Origin of the sequence: Parahoeflea alexandrii, assembly GCF_027214025.1 — a bacterium.
In the GTDB taxonomy this organism is placed as follows: domain Bacteria; phylum Pseudomonadota; class Alphaproteobacteria; order Rhizobiales; family Rhizobiaceae; genus Hoeflea; species Hoeflea alexandrii_A.
In genome coordinates this window covers 444,725-466,566 of record NZ_JAPWHB010000004.1, presented here as the reverse complement: position 1 = coordinate 466,566, position 21,842 = coordinate 444,725, and the positions used below count along the sequence as shown (strand labels likewise).

Annotated in this window: 23 protein-coding genes and 1 tRNA gene; 14 read left to right on the top strand and 10 right to left on the bottom strand. The window is 62.3% G+C overall.

The annotated features are described in order from the left end of the window. Positions 1–46: 46 nt before the first annotated feature. Positions 47–1,417: a hypothetical protein gene (locus tag O4H62_RS15800; RefSeq protein WP_269389257.1), complete on the bottom strand. Its 1,371-nt coding sequence runs from the start codon at positions 1,415–1,417 to the stop codon at positions 47–49. A gap of 195 nt (positions 1,418–1,612) precedes the next feature. After that, positions 1,613–2,200: a DUF1134 domain-containing protein gene (locus O4H62_RS15795; RefSeq protein WP_269389255.1), complete on the bottom strand. Its 588-nt coding sequence runs from the start codon at positions 2,198–2,200 to the stop codon at positions 1,613–1,615. Positions 2,201–2,437: 237 nt separating this feature from the next. On the opposite strand from O4H62_RS15795, the gene chpT reads away from it, so the two are divergent. Both chpT and O4H62_RS15785 read left to right on the top strand, forming a co-directional pair. Next, entirely contained in the window at positions 2,438–3,088 is a 651-nt protein-coding gene (gene chpT / locus O4H62_RS15790; RefSeq protein ID WP_269389253.1) for a histidine phosphotransferase ChpT, read from the top strand. A 137-nt stretch (positions 3,089–3,225) separates the two neighbouring features. Then, on the top strand, positions 3,226–3,588 hold the full coding sequence (locus O4H62_RS15785; RefSeq protein WP_269389251.1) for a response regulator: 363 nt from the start codon (positions 3,226–3,228) through the stop codon (positions 3,586–3,588). A gap of 130 nt (positions 3,589–3,718) precedes the next feature. Here the strand turns inward: O4H62_RS15785 and ctrA are convergent, their stop codons facing one another. After that, positions 3,719–4,420: a response regulator transcription factor CtrA gene (ctrA, locus tag O4H62_RS15780; RefSeq protein ID WP_269389250.1), complete on the bottom strand. Its 702-nt coding sequence runs from the start codon at positions 4,418–4,420 to the stop codon at positions 3,719–3,721. A gap of 439 nt (positions 4,421–4,859) precedes the next feature. Here ctrA and O4H62_RS15775 point away from each other — a divergent pair, with 439 nt between their 5' ends. Then, positions 4,860–5,216: a flagellar export protein FliJ gene (locus O4H62_RS15775; protein ID WP_269389249.1), complete on the top strand. Its 357-nt coding sequence runs from the start codon at positions 4,860–4,862 to the stop codon at positions 5,214–5,216. A 157-nt stretch (positions 5,217–5,373) separates the two neighbouring features. Here O4H62_RS15775 and O4H62_RS15770 read toward each other — a convergent pair whose 3' ends face one another. Then, entirely contained in the window at positions 5,374–5,652 is a 279-nt protein-coding gene (locus tag O4H62_RS15770) for a GNAT family N-acetyltransferase (RefSeq protein WP_269389247.1), read from the bottom strand. Between the two features lie 136 nt (positions 5,653–5,788). Here O4H62_RS15770 and O4H62_RS15765 point away from each other — a divergent pair, with 136 nt between their 5' ends. Next, on the top strand, positions 5,789–6,247 hold the full coding sequence (locus O4H62_RS15765; protein WP_269389246.1) for a paraquat-inducible protein A: 459 nt from the start codon (positions 5,789–5,791) through the stop codon (positions 6,245–6,247). A gap of 150 nt (positions 6,248–6,397) precedes the next feature. Here O4H62_RS15765 and O4H62_RS15760 read toward each other — a convergent pair whose 3' ends face one another. Then, positions 6,398–6,673 (bottom strand): DUF1153 domain-containing protein, encoded by a 276-nt coding sequence (locus O4H62_RS15760; protein WP_269389244.1) that lies wholly within the window; start codon positions 6,671–6,673, stop codon positions 6,398–6,400. A gap of 235 nt (positions 6,674–6,908) precedes the next feature. On the opposite strand from O4H62_RS15760, the gene mnmA reads away from it, so the two are divergent. Further along, positions 6,909–8,117, top strand: a complete 1,209-nt coding sequence (mnmA, locus tag O4H62_RS15755; protein WP_269389242.1) for a tRNA 2-thiouridine(34) synthase MnmA — start codon at positions 6,909–6,911, stop codon at positions 8,115–8,117. A 94-nt stretch (positions 8,118–8,211) separates the two neighbouring features. On the opposite strand, the gene O4H62_RS15750 is transcribed toward mnmA, so the two are convergent. Next, positions 8,212–9,189: a Gfo/Idh/MocA family protein gene (locus O4H62_RS15750; protein ID WP_269389241.1), complete on the bottom strand. Its 978-nt coding sequence runs from the start codon at positions 9,187–9,189 to the stop codon at positions 8,212–8,214. Between the two features lie 411 nt (positions 9,190–9,600). On the opposite strand from O4H62_RS15750, the gene O4H62_RS15745 reads away from it, so the two are divergent. The 3 genes from O4H62_RS15745 (at position 9,601) to O4H62_RS15735 (ending at position 11,229) form a co-directional block, all read left to right on the top strand. Then, positions 9,601–9,677 (top strand) — tRNA-Met (locus O4H62_RS15745). A 248-nt stretch (positions 9,678–9,925) separates the two neighbouring features. Then, positions 9,926–10,654 (top strand): class I SAM-dependent methyltransferase, encoded by a 729-nt coding sequence (locus tag O4H62_RS15740; RefSeq protein ID WP_269389240.1) that lies wholly within the window; start codon positions 9,926–9,928, stop codon positions 10,652–10,654. Continuing rightward, on the top strand, positions 10,651–11,229 hold the full coding sequence (locus tag O4H62_RS15735; protein ID WP_269389238.1) for an alpha-ketoglutarate-dependent dioxygenase AlkB: 579 nt from the start codon (positions 10,651–10,653) through the stop codon (positions 11,227–11,229). The genes O4H62_RS15740 and O4H62_RS15735 overlap by 4 nt, the downstream gene beginning before the upstream one ends. 201 nt (positions 11,230–11,430) lie before the next feature. On the opposite strand, the gene O4H62_RS15730 is transcribed toward O4H62_RS15735, so the two are convergent. After that, positions 11,431–11,781, bottom strand: a complete 351-nt coding sequence (locus O4H62_RS15730; protein ID WP_269389236.1) for a DUF5368 domain-containing protein — start codon at positions 11,779–11,781, stop codon at positions 11,431–11,433. 10 nt (positions 11,782–11,791) lie between these two features. After that, positions 11,792–13,105 carry an NAD(P)/FAD-dependent oxidoreductase gene (locus O4H62_RS15725; RefSeq protein ID WP_269389235.1) on the bottom strand — a complete coding sequence of 438 codons (1,314 nt, stop codon included), beginning with the start codon at positions 13,103–13,105 and terminating at the stop codon, positions 11,792–11,794. Positions 13,106–13,337: 232 nt separating this feature from the next. Here O4H62_RS15725 and ytfQ point away from each other — a divergent pair, with 232 nt between their 5' ends. The 5 genes from ytfQ (at position 13,338) to O4H62_RS15700 (ending at position 18,673) form a co-directional block, all read left to right on the top strand. Beyond that, the gene (gene ytfQ / locus O4H62_RS15720; RefSeq protein WP_269389233.1) at positions 13,338–14,300 is read left to right on the top strand and encodes a galactofuranose ABC transporter, galactofuranose-binding protein YtfQ; all 963 of its coding nucleotides are present in this window, start codon (positions 13,338–13,340) and stop codon (positions 14,298–14,300) included. A gap of 114 nt (positions 14,301–14,414) precedes the next feature. Further along, entirely contained in the window at positions 14,415–15,941 is a 1,527-nt protein-coding gene (gene ytfR / locus O4H62_RS15715; protein ID WP_269389232.1) for a galactofuranose ABC transporter, ATP-binding protein YtfR, read from the top strand. Then, entirely contained in the window at positions 15,938–16,966 is a 1,029-nt protein-coding gene (locus O4H62_RS15710; RefSeq protein WP_269389231.1) for an ABC transporter permease, read from the top strand. The genes ytfR and O4H62_RS15710 overlap by 4 nt, the downstream gene beginning before the upstream one ends. Next, a complete protein-coding gene (gene yjfF, locus O4H62_RS15705) occupies positions 16,963–17,934 on the top strand; it encodes a galactofuranose ABC transporter, permease protein YjfF (protein ID WP_269389230.1) in 972 nt (323 codons plus the stop codon). The genes O4H62_RS15710 and yjfF overlap by 4 nt, the downstream gene beginning before the upstream one ends. 19 nt (positions 17,935–17,953) lie before the next feature. Further along, complete coding sequence (locus O4H62_RS15700; protein WP_269389229.1) at positions 17,954–18,673, top strand: FadR/GntR family transcriptional regulator; 720 nt, start codon at positions 17,954–17,956, stop codon at positions 18,671–18,673. Between the two features lie 48 nt (positions 18,674–18,721). On the opposite strand, the gene O4H62_RS15695 is transcribed toward O4H62_RS15700, so the two are convergent. Together O4H62_RS15695 and O4H62_RS15690 are read right to left on the bottom strand one after the other, a co-directional pair. Further along, a complete protein-coding gene (locus O4H62_RS15695) occupies positions 18,722–19,624 on the bottom strand; it encodes a sugar kinase (protein ID WP_269389227.1) in 903 nt (300 codons plus the stop codon). Beyond that, positions 19,621–20,325, bottom strand: coding sequence for a GntR family transcriptional regulator (locus O4H62_RS15690; RefSeq protein ID WP_269389226.1), 705 nt, complete (start codon positions 20,323–20,325; stop codon positions 19,621–19,623). Before O4H62_RS15690 ends, O4H62_RS15695 begins: the two co-directional genes overlap by 4 nt. A gap of 98 nt (positions 20,326–20,423) precedes the next feature. Between O4H62_RS15690 and uxaC the strand changes: the two genes are divergently transcribed. After that, on the top strand, positions 20,424–21,830 hold the full coding sequence (uxaC, locus tag O4H62_RS15685; protein ID WP_269389225.1) for a glucuronate isomerase: 1,407 nt from the start codon (positions 20,424–20,426) through the stop codon (positions 21,828–21,830). The last annotated feature ends 12 nt before the right edge of the window (positions 21,831–21,842 follow it).

Here is a 21,842-nt window from a genome sequence, read left to right as displayed (position 1 = left end):
GGCGCTGTAGCCGGGTCTTTACTGGTCAGCCCCCAGCACTGAGGTCTCAGCCGTTGCCGGCAAGCATCTCGCGGGCGCGGGCGGCGAGACTCGGCTCGCTGCTGCCAGGCTGGACGGGGTCTTCGCTGCCCTTGAGGATATTGTAGATCGGCGAGGCGTCGCCGTCCCGGCTGGCGGTCAGTTCCACCATCATCGCGGCGACGGTGGCGATCTCGCGCCGCAACGCCGCGTCGTTGCTGCTGCTGTCGGCTTTCAGCAATCGCTCGATCAGCGCCGCCTGGCGGGCGCGAAGACGGTCGATCTTTTCGTCTTCGGAGAGGTCTTCGGTGCCTTGCGGCTTCGCCGTGGCGGCCTGTTTTACGGGGGCCTGCTCGACGGAGGGTTTCGGCTGGGCGGCGGGCTTGTCCCTGGCGATCTGGTGAATTTCGGCGCCTGGCTGCGCGGCCTTGTCCGCCGGTTCAGTTGCGGCTGGAGCGGGTGTTTCGGTGGCGGCGCTTTCTGCTGCGTCACCGGCGATGTTGCCGGCCTGCGGCGGCGCGGCGGTTGGCGGGGTCTGCCGGGCGGCGCCGTTGCGGCCGCTCACGGCGGCCTTTCGCGCCAGGCTGTTGGCTTCCTTGAGGGCGCTCTTGGTTTGCCGCAACTCGTCGGAGAGTTCGCGGTTTTTCGCCTTGAACCGCTCGACTTCGGCGATCCGGCGTTCCAGCGCGTTCTCGCGATCGGTCAGCGCCGTAATCGCCTTGGCGAGCTTCTCCTCGCTTTGAGCCAGCCGCTCGTCGTTGCTTTTCAGCCGGTTTTCCAGGTCGCGGCTGACGCTTTCCGAGTCCTTGAGCGAGTCGCGCAAGGCGTTGCGTTCGGTGCGGAGTTCCCTGATCTGGGACTTGAAATTCTCCGCTTCGGTGTCGAGGGTGACGACGTCGATGCGAAGCTCCTCGATCTCGGCGCCGAGGCGGTTGATCTTGTCATCGCGCATGGCGATTTCGTGCTTGCGGGCCTCGGCCAGCCGCGCCGCGTCGCCGAAATTGCCGGTCAGGGTGGTGATCCTGGCGTCGCGCTCGTTTACCTGCGAATGAAGATCACGAATGTCGGCATCCTGCTCTTCGATGCGTTTTTCCGCATCGAGCTTTTCGGCACGAATGGCGACCAGTTCGTTGCTCAGCCGAGTACCCCGCGCCACACTTTCGGTGAGCAGGTCGCGGTTGTGCTTGAGATCGACCGACAGACGGGCGTTTTCAGCCGCAAAGGCCGCTCGCGCCATATCCTTGTCGGCGCGGATCTCGGCCGTGGAAAGCGGCACGCTGGCGCGGATCCTGCGCTCGGTCAGACTTACCACCCGGCGCTGGATGATCGGCGCAACGATCAGCCCGACAAGAGCGGCGGCCAGAAAACCCAGCGCAAATAACAGGACAAACTCGATCACACCGTATCCACATTGTCACGGGCAGGGCTCAAGAAGGGCCCGGCCAAACCTGCGGAAGCATTAAGCATGGCGGGGCCGAATCGGCAAGCGGCAAGAGGTGAAGGTGGGACGCAGAAGGCGGAATCCCAAGGGATTGCTGCAATAAAAAGGCGGCCGCAAGCGGCCGCCTGACGTCTTCAAAAAACCCCGGATCAGCTAGAACGGGTTCCAGGTCGGTGTCTGGGTCATTTTCAGATAGCCGATATTGATGCCCAGCCGTGCGCCGACGCCGGTGCGAATGGGAACCATCAGTATATCGCCGCGCTTGAGCACCGTCATGCCAAGACCGGCGATCACGTAGGCCGAGCCCGATACGCCGCCAAACCGGCCATAGACGGCTTCGACGCTGGGGAGGTTGTAGACCAGCATCATGGTCCGGTTGCCGTCGCCACCATAGTCCCAGCCGATCGACGGGCCTTGCCAGAACAGGTCGTGCTGGCCGGCATTCTTGGTGTAGAGCTGACCTTCGCCGTAGGTCAGGCCGCCGATCAGGGCGCCGGAGGCTTCCTGGCCGAGAACGTAGCCGTTCGGCAGTCCGTAGGACTGGAATGCCTTCTCGACAACCTTGGCGAGACCGCCGGATGTGGTTCCGAAGAAGCCATGGCCGGCGTCGATGATCTCCTGCATGCTGTATTGCGATGAATTCGCCGCCTGCGCGGTCGCTCCCGGAACCGTTCCGGAAACAAGCAGCAGCGCGAGAAGAAAGGTGGCAAATGCACGAAGGCAAAAGCGGGACACGATCATAGAGTCCACTCCGTTGATGGGACGGTAGATACCGCAGGAAACATTGATCACATTGTGGCGCGCCGATCTTAATAAGCAGTTTACCAAATGTGGTGTCTTTAGGGCAGGATATGCGAAGCAATTTTCGGCCATGGCCAACTGTCGGCCCATGGCCCGAAGCGCTTGCGATAAACCGCACCTGATGCGATTTTGCTGCCCAGCCGATTCGACGCGCGGGGCACAAAGAGGAGATTCTTGATGTCGAAAAACCATAACCTGACCCTGGCAGGTCCAGACCTGGCAGCGCTTTTGTGCAGCCGCGTGTGCCACGACATCATCTCGCCGGTCGGCGCGATCAACAACGGGCTGGAGCTGCTGGATGAGGGCGGCGCCGATGCCGATGCAATGGACCTGATCCGCACCAGCGCGCTCAACGCTTCGGTGCGGCTCAAGTTCGCCCGGCTTGCCTTCGGCGCATCGGGGTCGGTGGGCGCCTCGATCGACACCGGCGAAGCCGAAAAGGCAGTGCTCGACTATGTGTCGGCCGACAAGAAAACCGAAGTGCGGTGGAGCGGGCCGCGCGCCATCATTCCGAAGAACCAGGTCAAGCTGCTGCTCAACCTGTTCCTTGTCGCCTACGGGGCCATTCCGCGCGGTGGCGAAATTGATGTGACGGTGGAGACGCCGGAGACCGATCCTAAGTTCCGCCTGGTCTGCAAGGGCAAGATGGTGCGGGTGCCGCCGAAATTCCTGGAGATCTATTCCGGCAATGTCGACGAGGCAATCGATGCCCACTCGATTCAGCCCTACTATACCGTGCTCCTGGCGGATGAAGCCGGGCTTACGCTTTCCTGTTCGGCCAATGCGGACGAGGTGGTGTTCACCGCCGAACGCAAGGCTGCAGCCTGAGACAGGGGCCGGGGAAGCGGCAACGCTCCGTTAAGCCTGTCTGATTACGAAATGTTCGCTCCCTTGAGCTAGTCTTCCCTGCAGTGAGGGCGCATCCGCCAGCGGGTGCGCCAGGAAGAAGCCAAGGGAGACGCGCCATGCGCCGCTTTATGATTGCCGATGATTCCGCCGTGATTTGCAAGGTTGCCAAGCGCATCCTGACCGGGCTGGACTATCTCGTCATCGAGGCGTCCAATGCCGGTGAAGCGATGATCATGTGTGATGCGCAGCTTCCCGATGTCCTGTGCGTCGATGCGGGCATGACCGGCGCGCTGGACCTGATCTCGTCGGTGCGCCAGATGGAAGGCGGCAAGGATGTGCGCATCTACTACCTGATGATCGAAAAGGAATTCAAGCAGATGATGGCGGGCAAGCGCGCCGGCGCCGACGATTTCCTGCTCAAACCGTTCGACCGCCGCAGCCTGACGGAAGCCTTCGCGCCTTACGCCGCCGCCGCCTGACCCTTCCCGAACCGTTGGAGACTTGCTCGTCCATCGACCGATGGGGCGAGCCCTCCAGGACATAAAAAAACCCGCCGAACCGGCGGGTTTTTGCTGTTTCAGGCCCAATCCCGGGAAAGGGGAGGAGGGATCAGGCGCTTTCGAGGATTTCGTTTTCGTCGGGTTCGCGCAGCACGTAGCCGCGGCCCCAGACAGTCTCGATGTAGTTCTTGCCGCCGGCCGAGGTCGCAAGTTTCTTGCGCAGCTTGCAGATGAAGACGTCGATGATCTTGAGTTCCGGCTCGTCCATGCCACCGTAGAGGTGGTTGAGGAACATTTCCTTGGTGAGCGTCGTGCCCTTGCGGAGCGAAAGCAGCTCCAGCATCTGGTATTCCTTGCCGGTGAGGTGAACCCGCTGTGCACCAACTTCGACGGTCTTGGCGTCGAGGTTGACCACCAGGTCGCCGGTGGTGATGACCGACTGGGCGTGGCCCTTGGAACGGCGGACGATGGCGTGAATGCGCGCCACCAGCTCGTCCTTGTGGAACGGCTTGGTCATGTAGTCATCGGCGCCAAAACCGAGACCGCGAACCTTGTCCTCGATGCCGGCCATGCCGGACAGGATCAGGATCGGGGTCTTGACCTTGGAAAGCCTGAGAGTGCGCAGGACTTCATAGCCGGACATGTCCGGCAGATTGAGGTCGAGCAGAATGATGTCGTAGTCGTAGAGCTTGCCGAGGTCGACGCCCTCTTCACCGAGATCGGTGGTGTACACGTTGAAGCTTTCAGACTTCAGCATCAGCTCAATGCTCTGAGCCGTGGCGCTGTCATCCTCAATCAGTAGAACCCGCATATTTATCCCCTTTTCCGCCGCCGCAAGGTGTTTGAGATCCACTTACGCGATACGGATCCAGTCGTTGCCTGATTTGGAGGCTGCCATGGAATGGTTAACAAATTCTGATCAGGTTAGGCAACCACTATCAGAATGTTAATTATCACTGGCATACTCCTGATTTTACTCCAAAAAAACTCTCGGATTTTCTTGAATCAACACATCAAGAAATGGCTCCAAGTGATTCAAAGGACTCCGGAATGGCGGGCGAAAAAATCATGCTTTCCGTTTACCCCGCCTTAAACCATGAGGCGTAGTATTAACGATGCCCGTAAATGAATGGTTACCGCGGCGGACAAAAAGTTAACGTCGTGGTCATTATTTGCACACCGGGACTGGCAGGGTTTGCCAGTGTAACGAGTTTCATTAACCGGGATCTCGCATCACGGGAGTATTGCGTATGAAGTCGCGTGAGAGCCACGTTCGCCTGAAACAATTCCAGGTCAACGAGAAGACCCGTCAGCTTGGGCAGATCCAGCTGATGATGGCAGAAATGGAAAAGATGGCAGCCGAGCTGGAGTACCAGATCACTGCCGAGGAGAAGAAGGCCGGAATAACCGATCCTTCCCATTTCGCCTATCCAACCTTTGCAAAGGCCGCGCGCCAGCGGTCCGACAATCTGCAGAACTCAATTCGTGAATTGAAGGTTCAGCTCGATGCGGCCGAACTGGCGCTGGAAGAGGCGCAGGCCGAGTTCGAGAAGGCGGCCGCACTGGAAGTGCGCGACGCCGGACACAGGTCAAGCCGGACGGGCTGAGTTCGGTTCGTACAAGCCAAGATGAGAGAGATGGCCGAAAGGCCAGGCGCGGGCGGTTGCCCGCGCCTTTCGTGCGTTGATGGGGACGATGCCCCGGAGCTGTGCCGCTGAATATCCCCGTCGTGTCTGCGCTCCCCGGCCCGCCTTCCGGCCCGGTTCAGTTCACCACGTCGCGCCATTCCGGATGCCGTTGCGCCTGCGCCTTGAAGAACGGGCAGAGCGGAATGATTTTCCATCCCCCGGTACGGGCGGCCTCAACCGCATGAAGCGCCAGCGCCTGGCCGACACCCTTGCCGCGCAGGCTATCGGGGACGCCGGTGTGATCGATGATGACAAGCTGCGGCGAGGCGCGCGAGAACGTCATCTCGGCCTCGACGCCTTCAAGCCTCGCGATGTAGCGTCCGCCGGTCGGGCCGTTTTCCTCACTGATCTGCATGGGTGCTCCTGATTGCCAATCTCTGCCGCACTCGGATATGGAGATGCGTGCCATCAGTTTAAACCAGCCGATGTCGTCTCGATACCAAAACCGGTTCGAGGCCCGGCAGGCGGGGAGCGGGTATGAGAGCAGATCGATGCGTTTGACGCTTGCCCTGGCATTGGTGCTGGCGCCGCTGTTTTTCGGGCTCGGCATCGTGTTGCCGCTGATGCGGTTCGAAACGCTGTATTTTTTTGACCAGTCGCCGTCGCTGCTGGGCGTGATCGCGACGTTGTGGACAGGGGACGATCCGGTTCTGGCCGTGGTGGTGGGGCTGGTTTCGGTGGTGTTTCCTGTGGTCAAGCTGGTGGCGATTGCCGCCGAAGCCCTGGGGCTTTCGCACAAGCCGGGGCTTGCCACGCGGCTGTTGCCGCATCTGAGCCGCTGGTCGCTGATGGATGTCGTGCTGGTGGCGCTGGTGATCGTCGCGGCCAAGACCGGCGGGCTGGCCGAGGCGTTTTCCCAGCCGGGCCTGTGGTTCTATGCGGGCTCGGCGCTGGCGGCGGCGATCGCCCACGGGCTTGCCGGCCGCTCCGGCCCGCCGCCCGGAGCCTGACCCGGCACCCGTGATCGGGAACACGACAGCGACGTACCAAGCGGTCGGGCCAAGCTGTCAGCAAGGCACGCAAGGACGGCAGGCTGCCGCTTCATCCGTAAAGCATTCGGGTATGAGCGCTCGATGAAGCCCGAGGGCTTCAGGACTTGATCAATGCCGGTACTGCTGGATCCGTGTCGTGCGCAGGCCGGCGAGGCCATGGTCGCTGATGGAGGACTGCCAGGAGAGGAATTCCTCAACTGTCAGCGTATAGCGATCGCAAGCCTCCTCGAGGCTCAAGAGGCCGCCGCGAACTGCGGCCACCACTTCAGCCTTGCGCCTGATCACCCATCGACGGGTGTTGGCGGGCGGCAGATCGGCTATCGTCAACGGACTCCCATCGGGGCCGATGACATATTTGACGCGGGGTCGTACCATTTCGGTCATTGGACTCTCTTACACACTCAAGACCTATCGAGCAGAGACTACAGGCTGGGGTTTAAAAATTGGCTAAGGGGCCGGCAAGCATTTGGTAAGTTTTGGCACAGGGCCTTTGCCGGGGTGCGATCAAGTGGCGCGCGGGCGGGAAGGCATCTTGTTGCCGGGCGCCGCACACCCTATAAAGAAAGGGTCCGCGAGGAAATTTTTGCAACCGCTTGATCAGCGCCTTGAACGCTGTTGAATGCCGGGGAAGCCAGTGAACAGTCTCGATTTTGATAAGGACCCGCGCGACACGCGGGTGGTGGTCGCCATGTCGGGCGGCGTTGACAGCTCCGTCGTGGCGGGGCTCTTGGCGCGCGAGGGCTATGATGTGCTCGGCGTGACGCTACAGCTTTACGATCATGGCGCCGCCGTGCACCGCGCCGGCTCCTGCTGCGCCGGCCAGGACATCGACGATGCCCGCCGCGTCTGCGAGACGCTGGGGATCCCGCATTACGTTCTCGATTATGAAAAGCGGTTCCAGGAAGCGGTGATCAATCCGTTCGCCGAAAGCTATGTCGCCGGCGAAACGCCGATCCCCTGCGTGGCCTGCAACCAGACCGTCAAGTTCGCCGACCTGTTGGCGACCGCCCGCGATCTGGGCGCCGACGCGCTGGCGACCGGGCACTATATCCGCTCGCGCCCCAACCCGGCGCCGGGCAATCCGGGCCGGCGGGCGCTGTACCGGCCGATCGATTCGGACCGCGACCAGAGTTATTTCCTGTTCGCGACCACGCAGGACCAGCTCGACTATGTCCGTTTTCCGCTGGGTGAGCTGCCGAAGATCCGCACCCGCGAACTGGCCGAGGAAATGGGCCTGAGCGTGGCCGACAAGGCCGACAGCCAGGACATCTGTTTCGTGCCGCAGGGCAAATACGCCAACGTGATCACCAAGCTGAAGCCGAATGCGGCCCTGGCCGGCGAGATCGTGCATATCGACGGCAGGGTGCTGGGTGAGCACCAGGGCATCGTCCACTACACCATCGGCCAGCGCCGGGGCATCGGGGTCGCCACCGGCGATCCGCTTTACGTGGTGCATCTCGACGCCCGCTCGCGGCGGGTGATCGTCGGCCCGCGCGAGGCGCTGGATACACGGCGGCTGATCCTGCGCGACGTCAACTGGCTCGGCGACGCGCCGCTTTCGGACATCGGGCCTGAGGGACTGGACTGCTTTGCCAAGGTGCGCTCGACCCGGCCGCCGCGGCCGGCGATCCTGCGGGTCGGCGAGGGCGGCGAAATCTCGGTCGAGCTCATCGAGGGCGAAGCGGGCGTCGCGCCCGGGCAGGCCTGCGTGCTCTATTCGGCGCCGGGCGACGAGGCGCGGGTGTTCGGCGGCGGCTTCATCGACCGATCGGAGCGTTCGCCGGCGGCCGAGGCGATGCTGTCCACCCTGCTGCAGCCGGCCGCCTGAGGCCTGGTGCAGCAGCAAACAGCGCAACAGGTCAGCGGGGCATCGGGGTCATTGCCCGAGGCCCCGGCCATGCGCTGCCGCATCAAACTTCACATCAATCGTGCCGGACGGTGCCTTCCGACAGGATCTCGATGACCGCGAGGCCGTCGGCGACCGGGGTGCGCGGTTTTTCGCCTGTGGCGATGCAGTCGAGGAAATGGGCGCATTCGCGCGTCAGCGGCATGCCGTCGGGGATCGCCACATAGTCCGGATCGACCATCTCGGACTGCCAGCCATTGTCGTCTTCCCACAGCTTGTGCCGGTAGACTGCGAGCTTCTGGTTCCAGGGCGCGACATCGTCGAACACCGCCATGGCCTTCGACCCGATGACAGTAAGGCGTCGTTCGCGGTAGGGGTTGAGCCGCGAGGCGAAGACGTGGCTGCGCACGCCGCTGGCGAATTGCAGGTGCAGGTGGGCGAAATCGGACAGCCGGTTGAGCATGGCCGAGCCGACGCCGCGCACACTGATCGGCTTTTCGCCGGTCAGCGCCAGGATCAGCGACAGATCATGCGGCGCGATGTCCCACAGGGCATCATTCTCGGCGTGGAACTTGCCAAGCCCGACCCGATGGGAATGGATGTAGCGCACGGCGCCCAATTCGCCCGCGGCGATCATCGTCTCGAGCGCCTCGAAGGCCGGATGGAAACGCAGCACGTGGCCGGTCATGGCGATCAGGCCGGCCTTTTGGGCGGCATCGACCACGCGGCGCGCATCGGCCACCGACAGGGCAATGGGCTTTTCGACCAGCACGTGCTTGCCTGCCTCGAGCACCGCGATGGCCTGGTCGGCGTGATATTGCGGCGGCAGGGCCAGCACCACGCCGTCGACGGCGGGATCGGCGAGAACCTCGTCGAAGCTCATGGCGCGGACGCCGTGCCTGCCTGCCAGCTCGCGCGCGCGGTCTTCATGGCGGTCGGACACCCCATAAAGAGCGCCGAGCTCGGCAAAAGTACGGGCGTGGTTCGATCCCCAGTAGCCGCATCCGACGACAACGATCTTCGGCATGGTTTCCGGGGTGAGGGGGCTTTGCATGGCAGGTGATTCCCGAGTGCTTCTTGTCCGAATGCATGTCGCGCACAATCGGAGTTGATTGAGCGATGCCGGACATGCATCAATTCAAAGTGCTGCAGCGTCGCTTGCGCATCCAGTTGGATGGGCGGCGCTGTCGTCCTTCGGCGACCGGATTAGACCCGATGGCAGGCCATGGCAAGGCACGGTGCGGATCCCGAGGGCCGGACTGCCTGCGGCATGGCGTCGTGCCTGGCCGTTCCACCCCGCCAGAGCGGCATCAAACCCGCATCAAACCGGCGTCAAATCCACGGCACAAGGCCGTGCCGCAGGCGATATGCGGGCGAAGGCAAGAAAAGCCCGAACGGCGCTTGACACCGGCGCAGGCCGCACCTTATATGCCGCCCGTCCGGCCCGATCACATCGGCGGCTGGCGGCGGGGTAGCTCAGCTGGTTAGAGCAGCGGAATCATAATCCGCGTGTCGGGGGTTCGAGTCCCTCTCCCGCTACCATTCAAGCAACAGCTTTAGCCCTATGTTTTCGCTGCGTGCGTGTGGATGAATGGCCCGATAATCCCGGAGGGCTATCTCGCGTTCATTGGCTATTTAGCCAACCGATGATGCATTTTTTCAAGATGTTATGTAGATCGACGATTCTTGCAGCTGTGGTCTAGCATAGCAAAGTCGCCAATTAATATCCCCGTATCCGTCGCTTGTGAAATCCTTTCTGTCTCTGCAAACAAGAAAGTTGAGAGCGAAAGATGCGTCTATATGAGGGTTGCGAGCCTGACATAACTCTGACGGATATTGCGTGGAAAAGACTTTGGCTGTCAGCGCTTGAACTGAAGCGCACACTCGATCAAAAGGCGCCATTTGATTTTCCGGGTAAGGTCAAAAAGGGGCGTTCTTTGCTAGTCGGCGAGGGAAACTTGAGCTTTTCCAGATCTCTAGCCAGAATTGTTGGTGTGGCTGCCAAGAACATGACGTCCACGACTTTTCAAGGCGAAGATGATTATACGGAAGCGATGCGCGCCAATGCGCGTGTGCTTCGGCGTAGCGGTGCCACGGTCATGTCGGGTGTTGATGCGACAAAACTATCAAAGTGGTTTGGGCGCAGCAAATTTGACCTCCTTGTTTTCCAGTTCCCAAATGTTGGGAGCAGGAACCCATTGTATGGCCGGAATCCGAACCATATTCTGGTTCGCCGTTTTCTCAAAAGTGCGACCGAACATCTGACTGGCAACGGCATTGTTGCCATATCTGCGGTTAACAGCCCTCACTATGATGGTGCATTTGATGTCGACGGTGCGGCTGAACGCAACGAATACGAGATTCCGGTTGCCTATCCGTTCTACTTTTCCGATTATCCGGGCTATACTCATGTGAAGACGAAAGACGATGGGGCAAGCGCCGTTGGCGAAGGCGATGAATTCGTGACCTATGTGTTTCACCGGAAGAAGCAGGTGGCGAGGAAATGGATGCTTCGTTGAGCGATACCTCCGCGGATCTGCCGCCTGGCGCGGTCTGTCTTGCCGGGTTCATATCCCCGTCCGAGGAGGCGGCACTTGTCGGTCATCTGGATGGCGGGGAATGGAATTCGGAACTCAGGCGCCGGGTGCAGCACTTCGGATACCGCTATGATTACCGGGCACGGGCGGTCACTGCGGAGGCATTTCTCGGTGCCTTGCCTGCCTGGCTCGCATCATTGAGCGAACGGCTGGCGGCGGCGGGATTTGCCGGCGGCGTGCCGGATCAGGTGATTGCCAATGAATATCTGCCCGGGCAGGGGATCAGCGCCCATGTCGATTGCGTGCCATGCTTCGATGACACCATTGTCTCGATCAGCCTGTTGTCGCGATGCGAGATGGTTTTCCGGCACAGGCCGAGTGGCGCGACGCGGGCGATCATTCTTGAGCCTTGTTCCGCATTGGTGCTGACGGGCGCCGCGCGCTACGAATGGACCCACGAAATCCCGGCGCGCAAGAGCGATATTGTCGAGGGGAGGAAGGTCCAGCGGTCACGCAGGATCTCGCTGACCTTCAGGAAGGTTGTCCGATCCATCTGATGGCGTGACAACCGGAAATGGCGCTGCTGTCAGGCGGAGGGCATAGGGAAGCGCTGGCCTGGTCCCCCGCTTTTGCCGGGGCTCTGCAGTGGAATTCACTTGGCCAGATACTCACACATGGAGGTGATCATCCCCTTTGGTCCGGTTTCGACGCAACGCCTTATCCGGCCCACTCCACCCGATAGCATCCCCGCACCCCGCCTACCGTGTCGGCGAGCGGATCAAGGATTGCAGGGTGTAGACCAGGACGGCGGTGCCTATGGCGCCGAGCAATGCCACGCCCAGGAGGACGATCAGGTCGATCGGGCCGCCGATGTCTCGGAAGCCGGAACTGGTGATCATCTGCACGAACAGCACGGCGGCGATGGCGCCGAATGGCATCGACAGCTGCGCCAGCAGGAACTTGCGCATCGACATCGAGCGGTCGCGGACAAGCACGTAGAGATAGGCGACGGTGATCGCGACTGCGGCCACCACCATGGCCCAGAACAGGCCGCGGCCGAAGATCTCCTCGAAGACGGCGATCAGGGTGGTGAAGGTCAGGTCTTTCATGATGCTCTCCTCAGGCCTTGCCGCGCAGCATGGCGTTGTAGGTGGCCTTCAGCGCCACTTCCTTCATCAGCCAGCTGATCCAGAGTTCCTCCAAGGGCGCGATGATGCCGGGGAAGGAGGGGGTGAGATTGTTCTTGTAATCGAACTCAATCAGCATGGCGCGGCCGACGCGGGTGATCAGCGGGCAGGAGGTGTAGCCGTTGTAGGTTTCGCTGCCCTCCCGGCCGTCGATGGCGGCGACCAGATGGTCCTCGACCACCGGAACCTGCCACTTGACCGAGGCCGCGGTCTTGCCCTTGGGCACGCCGGCGACATCGCCGAGCGCGAAGATCTCCGGGTAGCGCAGATGCCTGAGCGTCTGCTGGTCGACTTCCACCCAGCCCTGGTCGGTCCACTTGTCGGCCCAGGACAGGCCCGACTGCCGGATCACGTCGGGAGCGCGCTGCGGCGGGATGACATGCAGGTAGTCGTATTCGAGCTCGGTGTCGCCGTCGGGGGTGGCGAAGGTGGCGCGCTGACGGCCCGGCTCAATGGACTTGAGCACATGGCTGTAGGCGGGCTTGATGCCGCGGTCCTCGAACAGCATGCGCACCTTTTCCGAGACGATCGGCACGCCGAAGAGGCTCTGGTTGTTGGCGGCGTAGACGATCTCGGTCTTGCCGGCATTGCCGGCGGTGCGGGCGATGTCGTCGATCAGGAAAGTGTGCTTGAGCGGGGCGCCGGCGCATTTCATCTCGGTCGCCGGACGGGTGAAGATGCCGACACCGCCCTCTTGGGTGAATTTCGACGCGGCCTGCCAGGTGCGCGCGGCATGGTCGGGGCCGGCATAGAGCGCGCCGATGCCGTTCGAGCCGACGAGATCGAGCGAGAAGCCCTCGATGGCGTCGTGATCGAGAACCAGGCCGGGGGCGACGACGAGAAAGTCATAGTCGAGCTTCTGGCCGCCGGAGGTGGTCACGGTGCGGGTCTCGGGGTCGATGCCGGCGGCGGCCTCGTTGATGTAGGTGATGCCGCCGGGCAGCCAGTCGCTGGTCCTGCTCTGGGTGTAGGACGCGGGCTTCAGCCCCGCGGCGACCAGCGACAGGCCAGGCTGGTAGAGGTGCTCCGCGCGGGCGTCGAGAATGGTGATCGCAGCGCCGTCGAGCCGGTCGACCAAGCGGTTGACCAGGGCCGTGCCGGCGGCGCCGGCGCCGATGATGACAATACGCGCGGAGGTCTTGATCGGAGCCGAGCGGGCCGGGCCGCCAAGGGTAGCGGCGGCCACGCCAGTTGCGGCGAGGCCGAGGAACATGCGCCGCGAGGGCGCGAAATCTGAATAGGTCATCCGGGGTTTCCTCCAAAATTATTCCGCATCTGTGCCACAGGATTTGGCGGCGGCAATTGATCTGGGTCAAAATACATTCGTATATTTGAATTCTTTTATGGACTTGCCGCCGCCGTCATGACCGAGGGCGGGAGCCCGGCATTTGCGACCGGCGCCAGAATGGCTGTTTACAAAAATAATATAGTATGATTTTTTAGCCTTCGGGCAGGAGCCCTGAATTTGGGAGGAAAACATGATTTCGAAGAAAGCTCTCGTTGGAGCGGGTGTACTCGCGTCCATGCTTATGATGTCGTCCAGCGTTATGGCGCAAACTGTCGGCTTTTCGCAGATCGGTTCGGAGTCGGGCTGGCGCGCGGCCGAGACCACGCTGACGCTGCAGCAGGCCAAGGAACGCGGCATCGACCTGAAGTTCGCCGATGCGCAGCAGAAGCAGGAAAACCAGATCAAGGCGCTGCGCTCGTTCATCGCGCAGGGTGTCGACGCCATCCTGATCGCACCGGTGGTCGCCACCGGATGGGATTCGGTGCTCGAGGAAGCCAAGGAAGCTGAAATTCCGGTGATCCTGCTCGACCGCATGGTCGATTCGTCGAAGGATCTCTACCTGACCGCGGTCGGCTCCGACCTGGTGCATGAAGGCAGCGTTGCCGGCCAGTGGCTGGTCGATACGCTTGCAGGCAAGGACTGCAACGTGGTCGAGCTGCAGGGCACCACCGGCTCGTCGCCGGCGATTGACCGCAAGAATGGCTTCGAGCAGGCCATCAAGGGTCATGACAACATCAAGCTGATCCGCAGCCAGACCGGCGACTTCACCCGCACCAAGGGCAAGGAAGTGATGGAAAGCTTCCTCAAGGCCGAGGGCGGCGGCAAGAACATCTGCGCGCTCTATGCCCACAATGACGACATGGCCGTCGGCGCCATCCAGGCGATCAAGGAAGCCGGCCTGAAGCCGGGTTCTGACATCCTGGTGGTCTCGATCGATGCCGTGCCGGACATCTTCCAGGCGATGGCCGCGGGCGAAGCCAACGCCACGGTGGAACTGACCCCGAACATGGCCGGCCCGGCCTTCGACGCGCTCGCCGCCTACATGAAGGACGGCACCATGCCGCCGAAGTTCATCCAGACGGAGTCCAAGCTCTACACCCAGGCCGATGATCCGCAGGCCGTCTACGAGCAGAAGAAAGATCTCGGCTACTGAGATCAGCCATTTCGGCGGCCGGAGATATTCTCCGGCCGCCTTTTTTGCTCTGGCCCCGATATGCCCTATTGTGCGCGCGGGGGATGACATGATCCAGACAACCGGGAGGCCCTGATGCCGCATGGCGATGCCAGGCAACCGCTGCTTCATGCGCGGGGTGTGCGAAAGATATTTCCAGGCACCATCGCGCTCGACGGGGTGGATTTCTCGCTTCATGCGGGCGAGGTGCACGCGCTGCTCGGCGAAAACGGGGCAGGAAAATCCACTCTGATCAAATGCCTGACCGGCGCCTACCGGCGCGACGGCGGTGATATCCTGCTCGACGGAGAAAGCATCGACCCCAAGGGGACGCTCGACGCGCAGGCCTACGGCATCGGCACGGTCTACCAGGAAGTCAACCTGCTGCCCAATCTGAGCGTGGCGGAAAACCTGTCGCTCGGCCACCAGCCGACGCGGTTCGGCATGATCTCGGTCCGCGCCATGAATGCCCGCGCCCGCGAGGTGCTTTCGCAATACGGGCTTGATATCGATGTCACGCGCACGCTCGACAGCTATTCGGTCGCCGTGCAGCAGGTGATTGCCATTGCCCGCGCGGTGATGCTGTCGGGCAAGGTGCTCATTCTCGACGAGCCGACGGCGAGCCTTGATGCCCACGAGGTGAAGATGCTGTTCGACGTGGTCCGCTCGCTCAAGGAGCGCGGGCTCGGCATCGTCTTCATTTCGCATTTCCTCGACCAGATCTTCGAGATTTCCGACCGCCTCACCGTGCTGCGCAACGGCCAGCTGGTGGGCACGGAAGTGACCGCCGAGATCGACCGGGTGCGGCTCATCAACATGATGCTGGGCCGCGAACTCGAGCACGAGACGCGGGCGCACGGCAAGCTGCATGAGGCTGCGGGCGATCCGCGGCTGGTGTTCAGCGGCTTCGGCCGCAAGGGCAGGATCGAGCCATTCGACCTGTCGATCCATGCAGGCGAGGTGATCGGGGTGGCGGGGCTTCTGGGCTCGGGGCGGACGGAAACCGCCGAAGTGCTGTTCGGCGTCGCCCATCATGACAGCGGCGAGGCGAGGCAGGACGGGGCGCCGGTGTCGCTTATGTCGCCCCGCCAGGCGATCAAGGCGGGATTCGGCTTCTGTCCCGAGGACCGCAAGACCGACGGCGTCATCGCCGATCTCAGCGTTCGCGAGAACATCGCTCTCGCCCTGCAGGCGCGGATCGGCTGGATGCGGCGAATTCCCGACCGGGAGCAGAAGGCGATGGCCAACGACTATATCCGCAAGCTGGATATCCGCACGCCCGACGCGGAAAAACCGGTGGGGCTCCTGTCGGGCGGCAACCAGCAGAAGGTGATGCTGGCGCGCTGGCTCGTCACCAACCCGTCCTTTCTCATCCTCGATGAGCCGACGCGCGGCATCGATGTCGGCGCGCATGCCGAGATCATCCGGCTGATCGAGGAGCTTTGCGCGCAAGGCATGTCGCTGCTGGTGATCTCGTCCGAGCTCGACGAACTGGTGGCCTACAGCCACCGGGTGATCGTCGTGCGCGACCGGCGCCACGTGGCAGAACTTGCCGGCGACCAGATCACAACCGGCAACATGGTCCGCGCCATTGCCGCACCGGAAAGGGAGGCCGTCAATTGACCGGGTTCAAGCTCCTGCTTCGCAGGATCCTGCCGCAGCTGATCACGCTGGCGCTGGTCGTCGGGCTGATATCGATCATGTTTCCCGGCTTCTTCGAGATCTCGCTCGCCAACGGGCGCCTCTATGGCAGCCCGGTCGACATCTTCAATCGCGGCGCACCGGTGGCGTTGCTGGCGATCGGGATGACGCTGGTGATCGCGACAGGCGGCATCGACCTGTCGGTCGGCGCGGTGATGGCGATATGCGGCGCGGTGGCTGCCTGGGGGATCACCGAAGGCTACGGCCTTCTGCCGACGCTTCTCATGGCGCTCGCCGCGGGCCTCGCTTGCGGATTATGGAACGGGCTGCTGGTGGCGTTTCTCGGCATCCAGCCGATCGTGGCGACACTGATCCTGATGGTGGCCGGGCGCGGCATCGCGCAATTGATCACCGAAGGCGCGATCCTGACATTCAACCACGAGGGGATGATCTTCTTCGGCTCGGGGTCGCTGCTGACCGTGCCGACGCCGATCATCATCGCGATCCTGACCGGTGCGCTGGTGACGCTGATCGTGCGGCGCTCGGCGCTCGGCATGCTGATCGAGGCGATCGGCATCAATTTCCGCGCCAGCACGCTTGCGGGCGTCAACACGCGCGTGCTGCTGGTCGCGGTCTACATGACTTCGGGCCTGTGCGCGGCGCTGGCCGGCATCATCGCGGCGGCAGACATCCGTGGCGCGGACGCGAACAATGCCGGGCTCTGGCTCGAGCTTGACGCGATCCTGGCGGTGGTGATCGGCGGAACCTCGCTGCTCGGCGGGCGGTTCTCGCTGATTGCGTCGCTGATCGGCGCGCTGATCATCCAGGCGGTCAATACCGGAATCCTGCTTTCTGGCTTCCCGCCCGAGTTCAACCTGATCATCAAGGCGGTGATCATCCTGATCATTCTCGTCCTCCAGTCGCCGCGCGTGCGCACCGTTCTGGCGTTCCTGTCCACGGCCAGGGCAGATGCTGCCGGCCAGGAGAAAAAGGTGGTGGAGCCATGAATTCCCGTCTCTTGCCGCTCCTGGCAACGCTCGTGATCTTTCTTGCGGCCTATGCGGTCTGTTACGCGCAATATCCGGCGATGCTGTCGACCCGGGTGATTGGCAACCTTCTGACCGACAACGCGTTCCTGGGCATCGTCGCGGTGGGCATGACGTTCGTCATCATCTCCGGCGGTATCGACCTGTCGGTCGGATCGGTTATTGCCTTTTCCGGGGTCTTCATCGCGGTCATGCTGCGTGACACCGGCCTGCATCCGCTCGCTGTCTTCGCGGCTCTTCTGGTGCTGACGACGCTGTTCGGCGCGGCGATGGGCGGGGTGATCCATTATCTTGAGATGCCGCCGTTCATCGTCACGCTTGCCGGCATGTTCCTGGCCCGCGGCATGGCCTATGTGCTGTCGATCGATTCCGTTCCAATCACGCATGAGTTCTACGAGGTGCTGCAGCGCAGCTATTGGCTGATGCCGGGCAAGGGACGGCTGACACTGATCGGCGGCATGATGCTCGTGGTGTTCCTGGCCGGGATCATGCTGGCGCACCGGACCCGGTTCGGCACCAATGTCTATGCCGTTGGCGGCGGGGTCCAGACGGCGCGGCTGATGGGCGTTCCCGTCGGGCGCACGACCGTCGGCATCTACGCGCTTTCCGGCTTCCTGGCGGGGCTGGCCGGAATCGTGTTTTCGATCTACACCTCGGCCGGCTACTCGCTGGCAACGGTCGGGGTGGAGCTCGATGCCATCGCCGCGGTGGTGATCGGCGGCACCTTGCTGACAGGCGGTAGCGGATTTGTCGCAGGAACCTTGATCGGGGTTCTGATAATGGGGCTTATCCAGACCTACATCATCTTCGACGGCACGCTGTCGAGCTGGTGGACCAAGATCCTGATCGGAATGCTGCTGTTTGCATTCATCGTGCTACAAAAGGGGCTGGTCTGGACTTCAGGCAAGAGACGGGCGGCCGGGGGATAGACGGCCAGGGAGAGAATATTTGCTCAACACCAGCTTTTCCGAACGCGCCAATCGCAGCCAGCATTCGTTCGTGGTCAACGAGCTTGGCAAGGAGATCGTGAGCGGGATCTATCCGAGCGGAACCCTGCTGCCGGGCGATGCGGAACTGGTGGAAAAGTTCGACGTTTCGCGCACCGTGCTGCGTGAGGCAATGAAGACCCTGACCGCGAAGGGCATGATCATACCGAAGGCCCGGATCGGGACACGCATCACCGAGCGGTCGGACTGGAACCTTTTCGATGCGGATGTCCTGGTCTGGCATATCGAAACCGGCGTCGATGTGACCTTTCTCAGGCACCTGACCGACATGCGCTATGCCATCGAGCCCTTTGCGGCCCGTCTGGCAGCCGAACGGGCCGGCAAGGACGAGATCGCGGTGCTCTACAAGCATGCCGAGGAGATGAGCAGGGCCAACTCCGACGAGAGTTTCGCCCAGGCCGACCTGAAATTTCACCTGGCGCTGCACGCCGCATCGGGCAATCCGTTCATGCTGTCGGTCGGCAACCTGATCGAGGCAGCGCTGGTGACGAGCTTCAAGATGAGCTCGCCCTATGGCGAATCCGACAGGCATGTGGCGACCGCGAACAAGCACCGGCTGATCGTCGAGGCGATCGAGCGCAAGGATGGCGAAGCTGCGTCGGCTGCGATGGAGCAGGTGATCAAGGACGGCTTTGAACGGATATCAAACAAGCTTGTCTGACGCAGGAATTTGTGGCCACACCCGTGCACGGTGTCGCGACATTTCCTGTCAGGTGGCGAGATCGATGAGAGCGCCGCGCTGCTGGATGACGGCGGCGGCCAGGGCGGATCCGGCAGCAAGTCCCTTGATCACGTCCCGGCTCTCGAGATAGCGGGCGAGAAATGCCGCGTTGAAACTGTCGCCGGCAGCCGTGCTGTCGACGATATCAGTGACGGGAGCAGGCCCGAAGCGGGTGATCTTGCCGTCTTCCAGCGCAAGCATCTCGCTGCCGGCATTCTTGACAACGACGAGGCGCACGCCTGCCCCGGCATAGCGTTGCGCGGTTTGCTCCGTCGCGACGTCGCCAAACGCGTTCGCGTCATCATCGAACGAGGGCAACAGGATGTCGCTGACCCGGGCTGCCGCCATCACGGCGTCGCGCATCGTGTCGGCATTTTCCCAAAGGCGGGGCCTGAGATTTGGATCGAAGGCCACGGTGGCACCGGCGCTGCGGGCTTTCGCAATTTCCGAAAGCAGGGTTTCCCGGTCCGCCGGCGAGAGGATCGCAAGGGTAATTCCCGAGAAGAAGATGACGTTGGCGGCCGCCAAGGCTGCGTGGAATGCGGCCGTGTTTGCGGCAAGCCTGCGGGCGGCCGAATCCGAGCGCCAATAGGCGAAGCTGCGCTCGCCGTTGTCGAGTTGGATCAGATAGAGACCGACCGTGCGATCGGGCAGGGTGCGGATCAAGTCGGTGCGGATGCCGGCGTCGCGGATGAAATCCGTCATGCGTTGAGACACCGCGTCCTGGCCGACGGCGGTGTAGTAGGCAATGTCCCACTCCGCACTGAATGTTTTCCGCGCATACCAGGCGGTGTTGAGCGTGTCGCCGGCAAACCCAAGGTGATAGTCACCCGACGCGGCCGGCGCCATTTCGACCATGCATTCGCCAATCGACAGGAAAGTCTGTGTCATGCATCGGTCTCGTCGGCGAAGTAGCGTTCGTGATCGGCGCGGATGCGGACGATCTGCTTCTTGATGCGGGAAAGATGCTCGCGCATGTTCTGCACGGCCAGGGTTTCGTCCCGGGCCCTGAGTGCATCCATGATGAGCAAGTGATCGCCGAAGGCGTCCTGTGAGGCGAAGGACAGGGAAAGGAACCGCACCCGATCCATGTGCGCCTTGTTCTCGCGAATGATGTCCCAAGCAAATCCAAGCCCGGCACGTTCGCAGATTTCCTTGTGGAACTGGTCGTCATAGCCGTGGAAGCTGACCGGATCCCTGGCCTCCACTGCCTGCCGTTGCTTTTCGATGATCGCGTCAAGTGCGGTCATGTCGTCGTCTGTCAGCACCTGGCATGCCATGCGGACGGTTTCGGCCTCGATGGCGCTGCGAATGAAACGTGCCTGCAGCACGGCGGTCGAGGAGATCTGGGAAACGAGCGTCGCCCGCTGCGGCCGGATTGACAGGAAGCCAAGCTTGGACAGGCGGTAGAAGGCATCGCGGACCGGCTGGCGCGAGACGCCAAACGCCTTGGCCACCTCGACTTCGGACATCTTGGTGCCTGGCGGAAGTTCCAGCAGCAGGATCTGGCTGTGCAATTCGTCAAACACGGTATCGGCCACCGATGGACGATTGAGCGGTTCCAGATTCCGCAAGGAGGAAGATACGGACATGCGTTCACTCCGTTGACTCAATATGCATACTAGCATATTACATTACCAGATTGATTGAAAGGGGCGCTTCGACAAGCGGCCTGTTTGGGAGGACTAGGGTGACATTGTTGGCCCCTGACAGATTGTTTCCGGTGGACCCGCAGACGCGGGGAATCGCGCGCGAACTCTATCAGACAGTTGCCGACAAGCCGATCATCAGCCCGCACGGTCATACCGATCCGCGCTGGTATGCCGAAAACCAGCCGTTTTCCGATCCGGCTCAATTGTTCATCACGCCGGACCACTACGTCTTCCGCATGCTGTTTTCGCAGGGGATCAGCCTCGAGAGCCTCGGCGTGCCGCGCGTTGATGGCGGCCCGACCGAGACCGACGGCCGCAAGATCTGGCGGCTGTTTGCCGAGAACTATCACCTGTTCCGGGGTACGCCGTCGCGGCTGTGGCTCGATCATGCGTTCCAGGACGTGTTCGGCATGACGACGCCGGTTTCGAAGGCGACGGCTGACCAGACCTATGACCATATCGCCGAGTGCCTGACAAAGCCGCAATTCCTGCCGCGGGCGCTGTTCGAGCGGTTCAACATCGAGGCGATCGCCACAACCGAGGGCCCGCTCGACGATCTGCGCTGGCACCGGATGATCCGCGACAGCGGCTGGAAGGGTCGGGTGGTCACCGCCTATCGCCCGGATGCGGTCGTGGATCCGGAATTTGCCGGCTTTGCCGCCAATGTCGAACAACTCGGCGCGTTGACCGGCGAGGACACGTCGACCTGGGAAGGTTACCTGCGCAGCCACCGCATCCGCCGCGCCTATTTCAAGGAGTTCGGCGCGACATCTTCGGATCACGGCCACCCGACGGCGCGCACCGAGAACCTGTCTGCACCGGAGGCAGCGGCGCTTTTCGCCAAAGCGCTCAAGGGAACGTGTTCGGCGGAGGAGGCCGATGCGTTCCGCGGGCACATGCTGACCGAGATGGCGCGCATGAGCCTGGAAGACGGGCTGGTGCTGCAGATCCATCCGGGCAGCCACCGCAACCATTCCGACCCGATCATGGCGGCGTTCGGGCGCGACAAGGGCTTCGATATCCCGACCCGGACCGACTATGTCCGCGCGCTCAAGCCGCTTCTCGATGCGGTGGGGCTGGAGAAGGATCTCACAATCATCGTCTTCACGCTCGACGAGACCAGCTATGCCCGGGAACTGGCGCCGCTTGCCGGCGCCTATCCGGCGCTGAAGCTCGGTCCTGCCTGGTGGTTTCACGACAGCCCCGAGGGCATGCGGCGGTTTCGCGAGATGACCACTGAAACCGCCGGCTTCTACAACACCGTCGGCTTCAACGACGATACACGTGCCTTCTGTTCCATCCCCGCCCGCCACGATGTGAGCCGGCGGGTGGATTGCGCCTTTCTCGCCACGCTGGTCGCGATCGGCCGGCTCTCCGGCGAGGATGCATTCGAGGTCGCAAATGACCTTGCCTATCGGCTTGCCAAGCAAGCTTACCGGCTCTGAGAGCCATTTCTG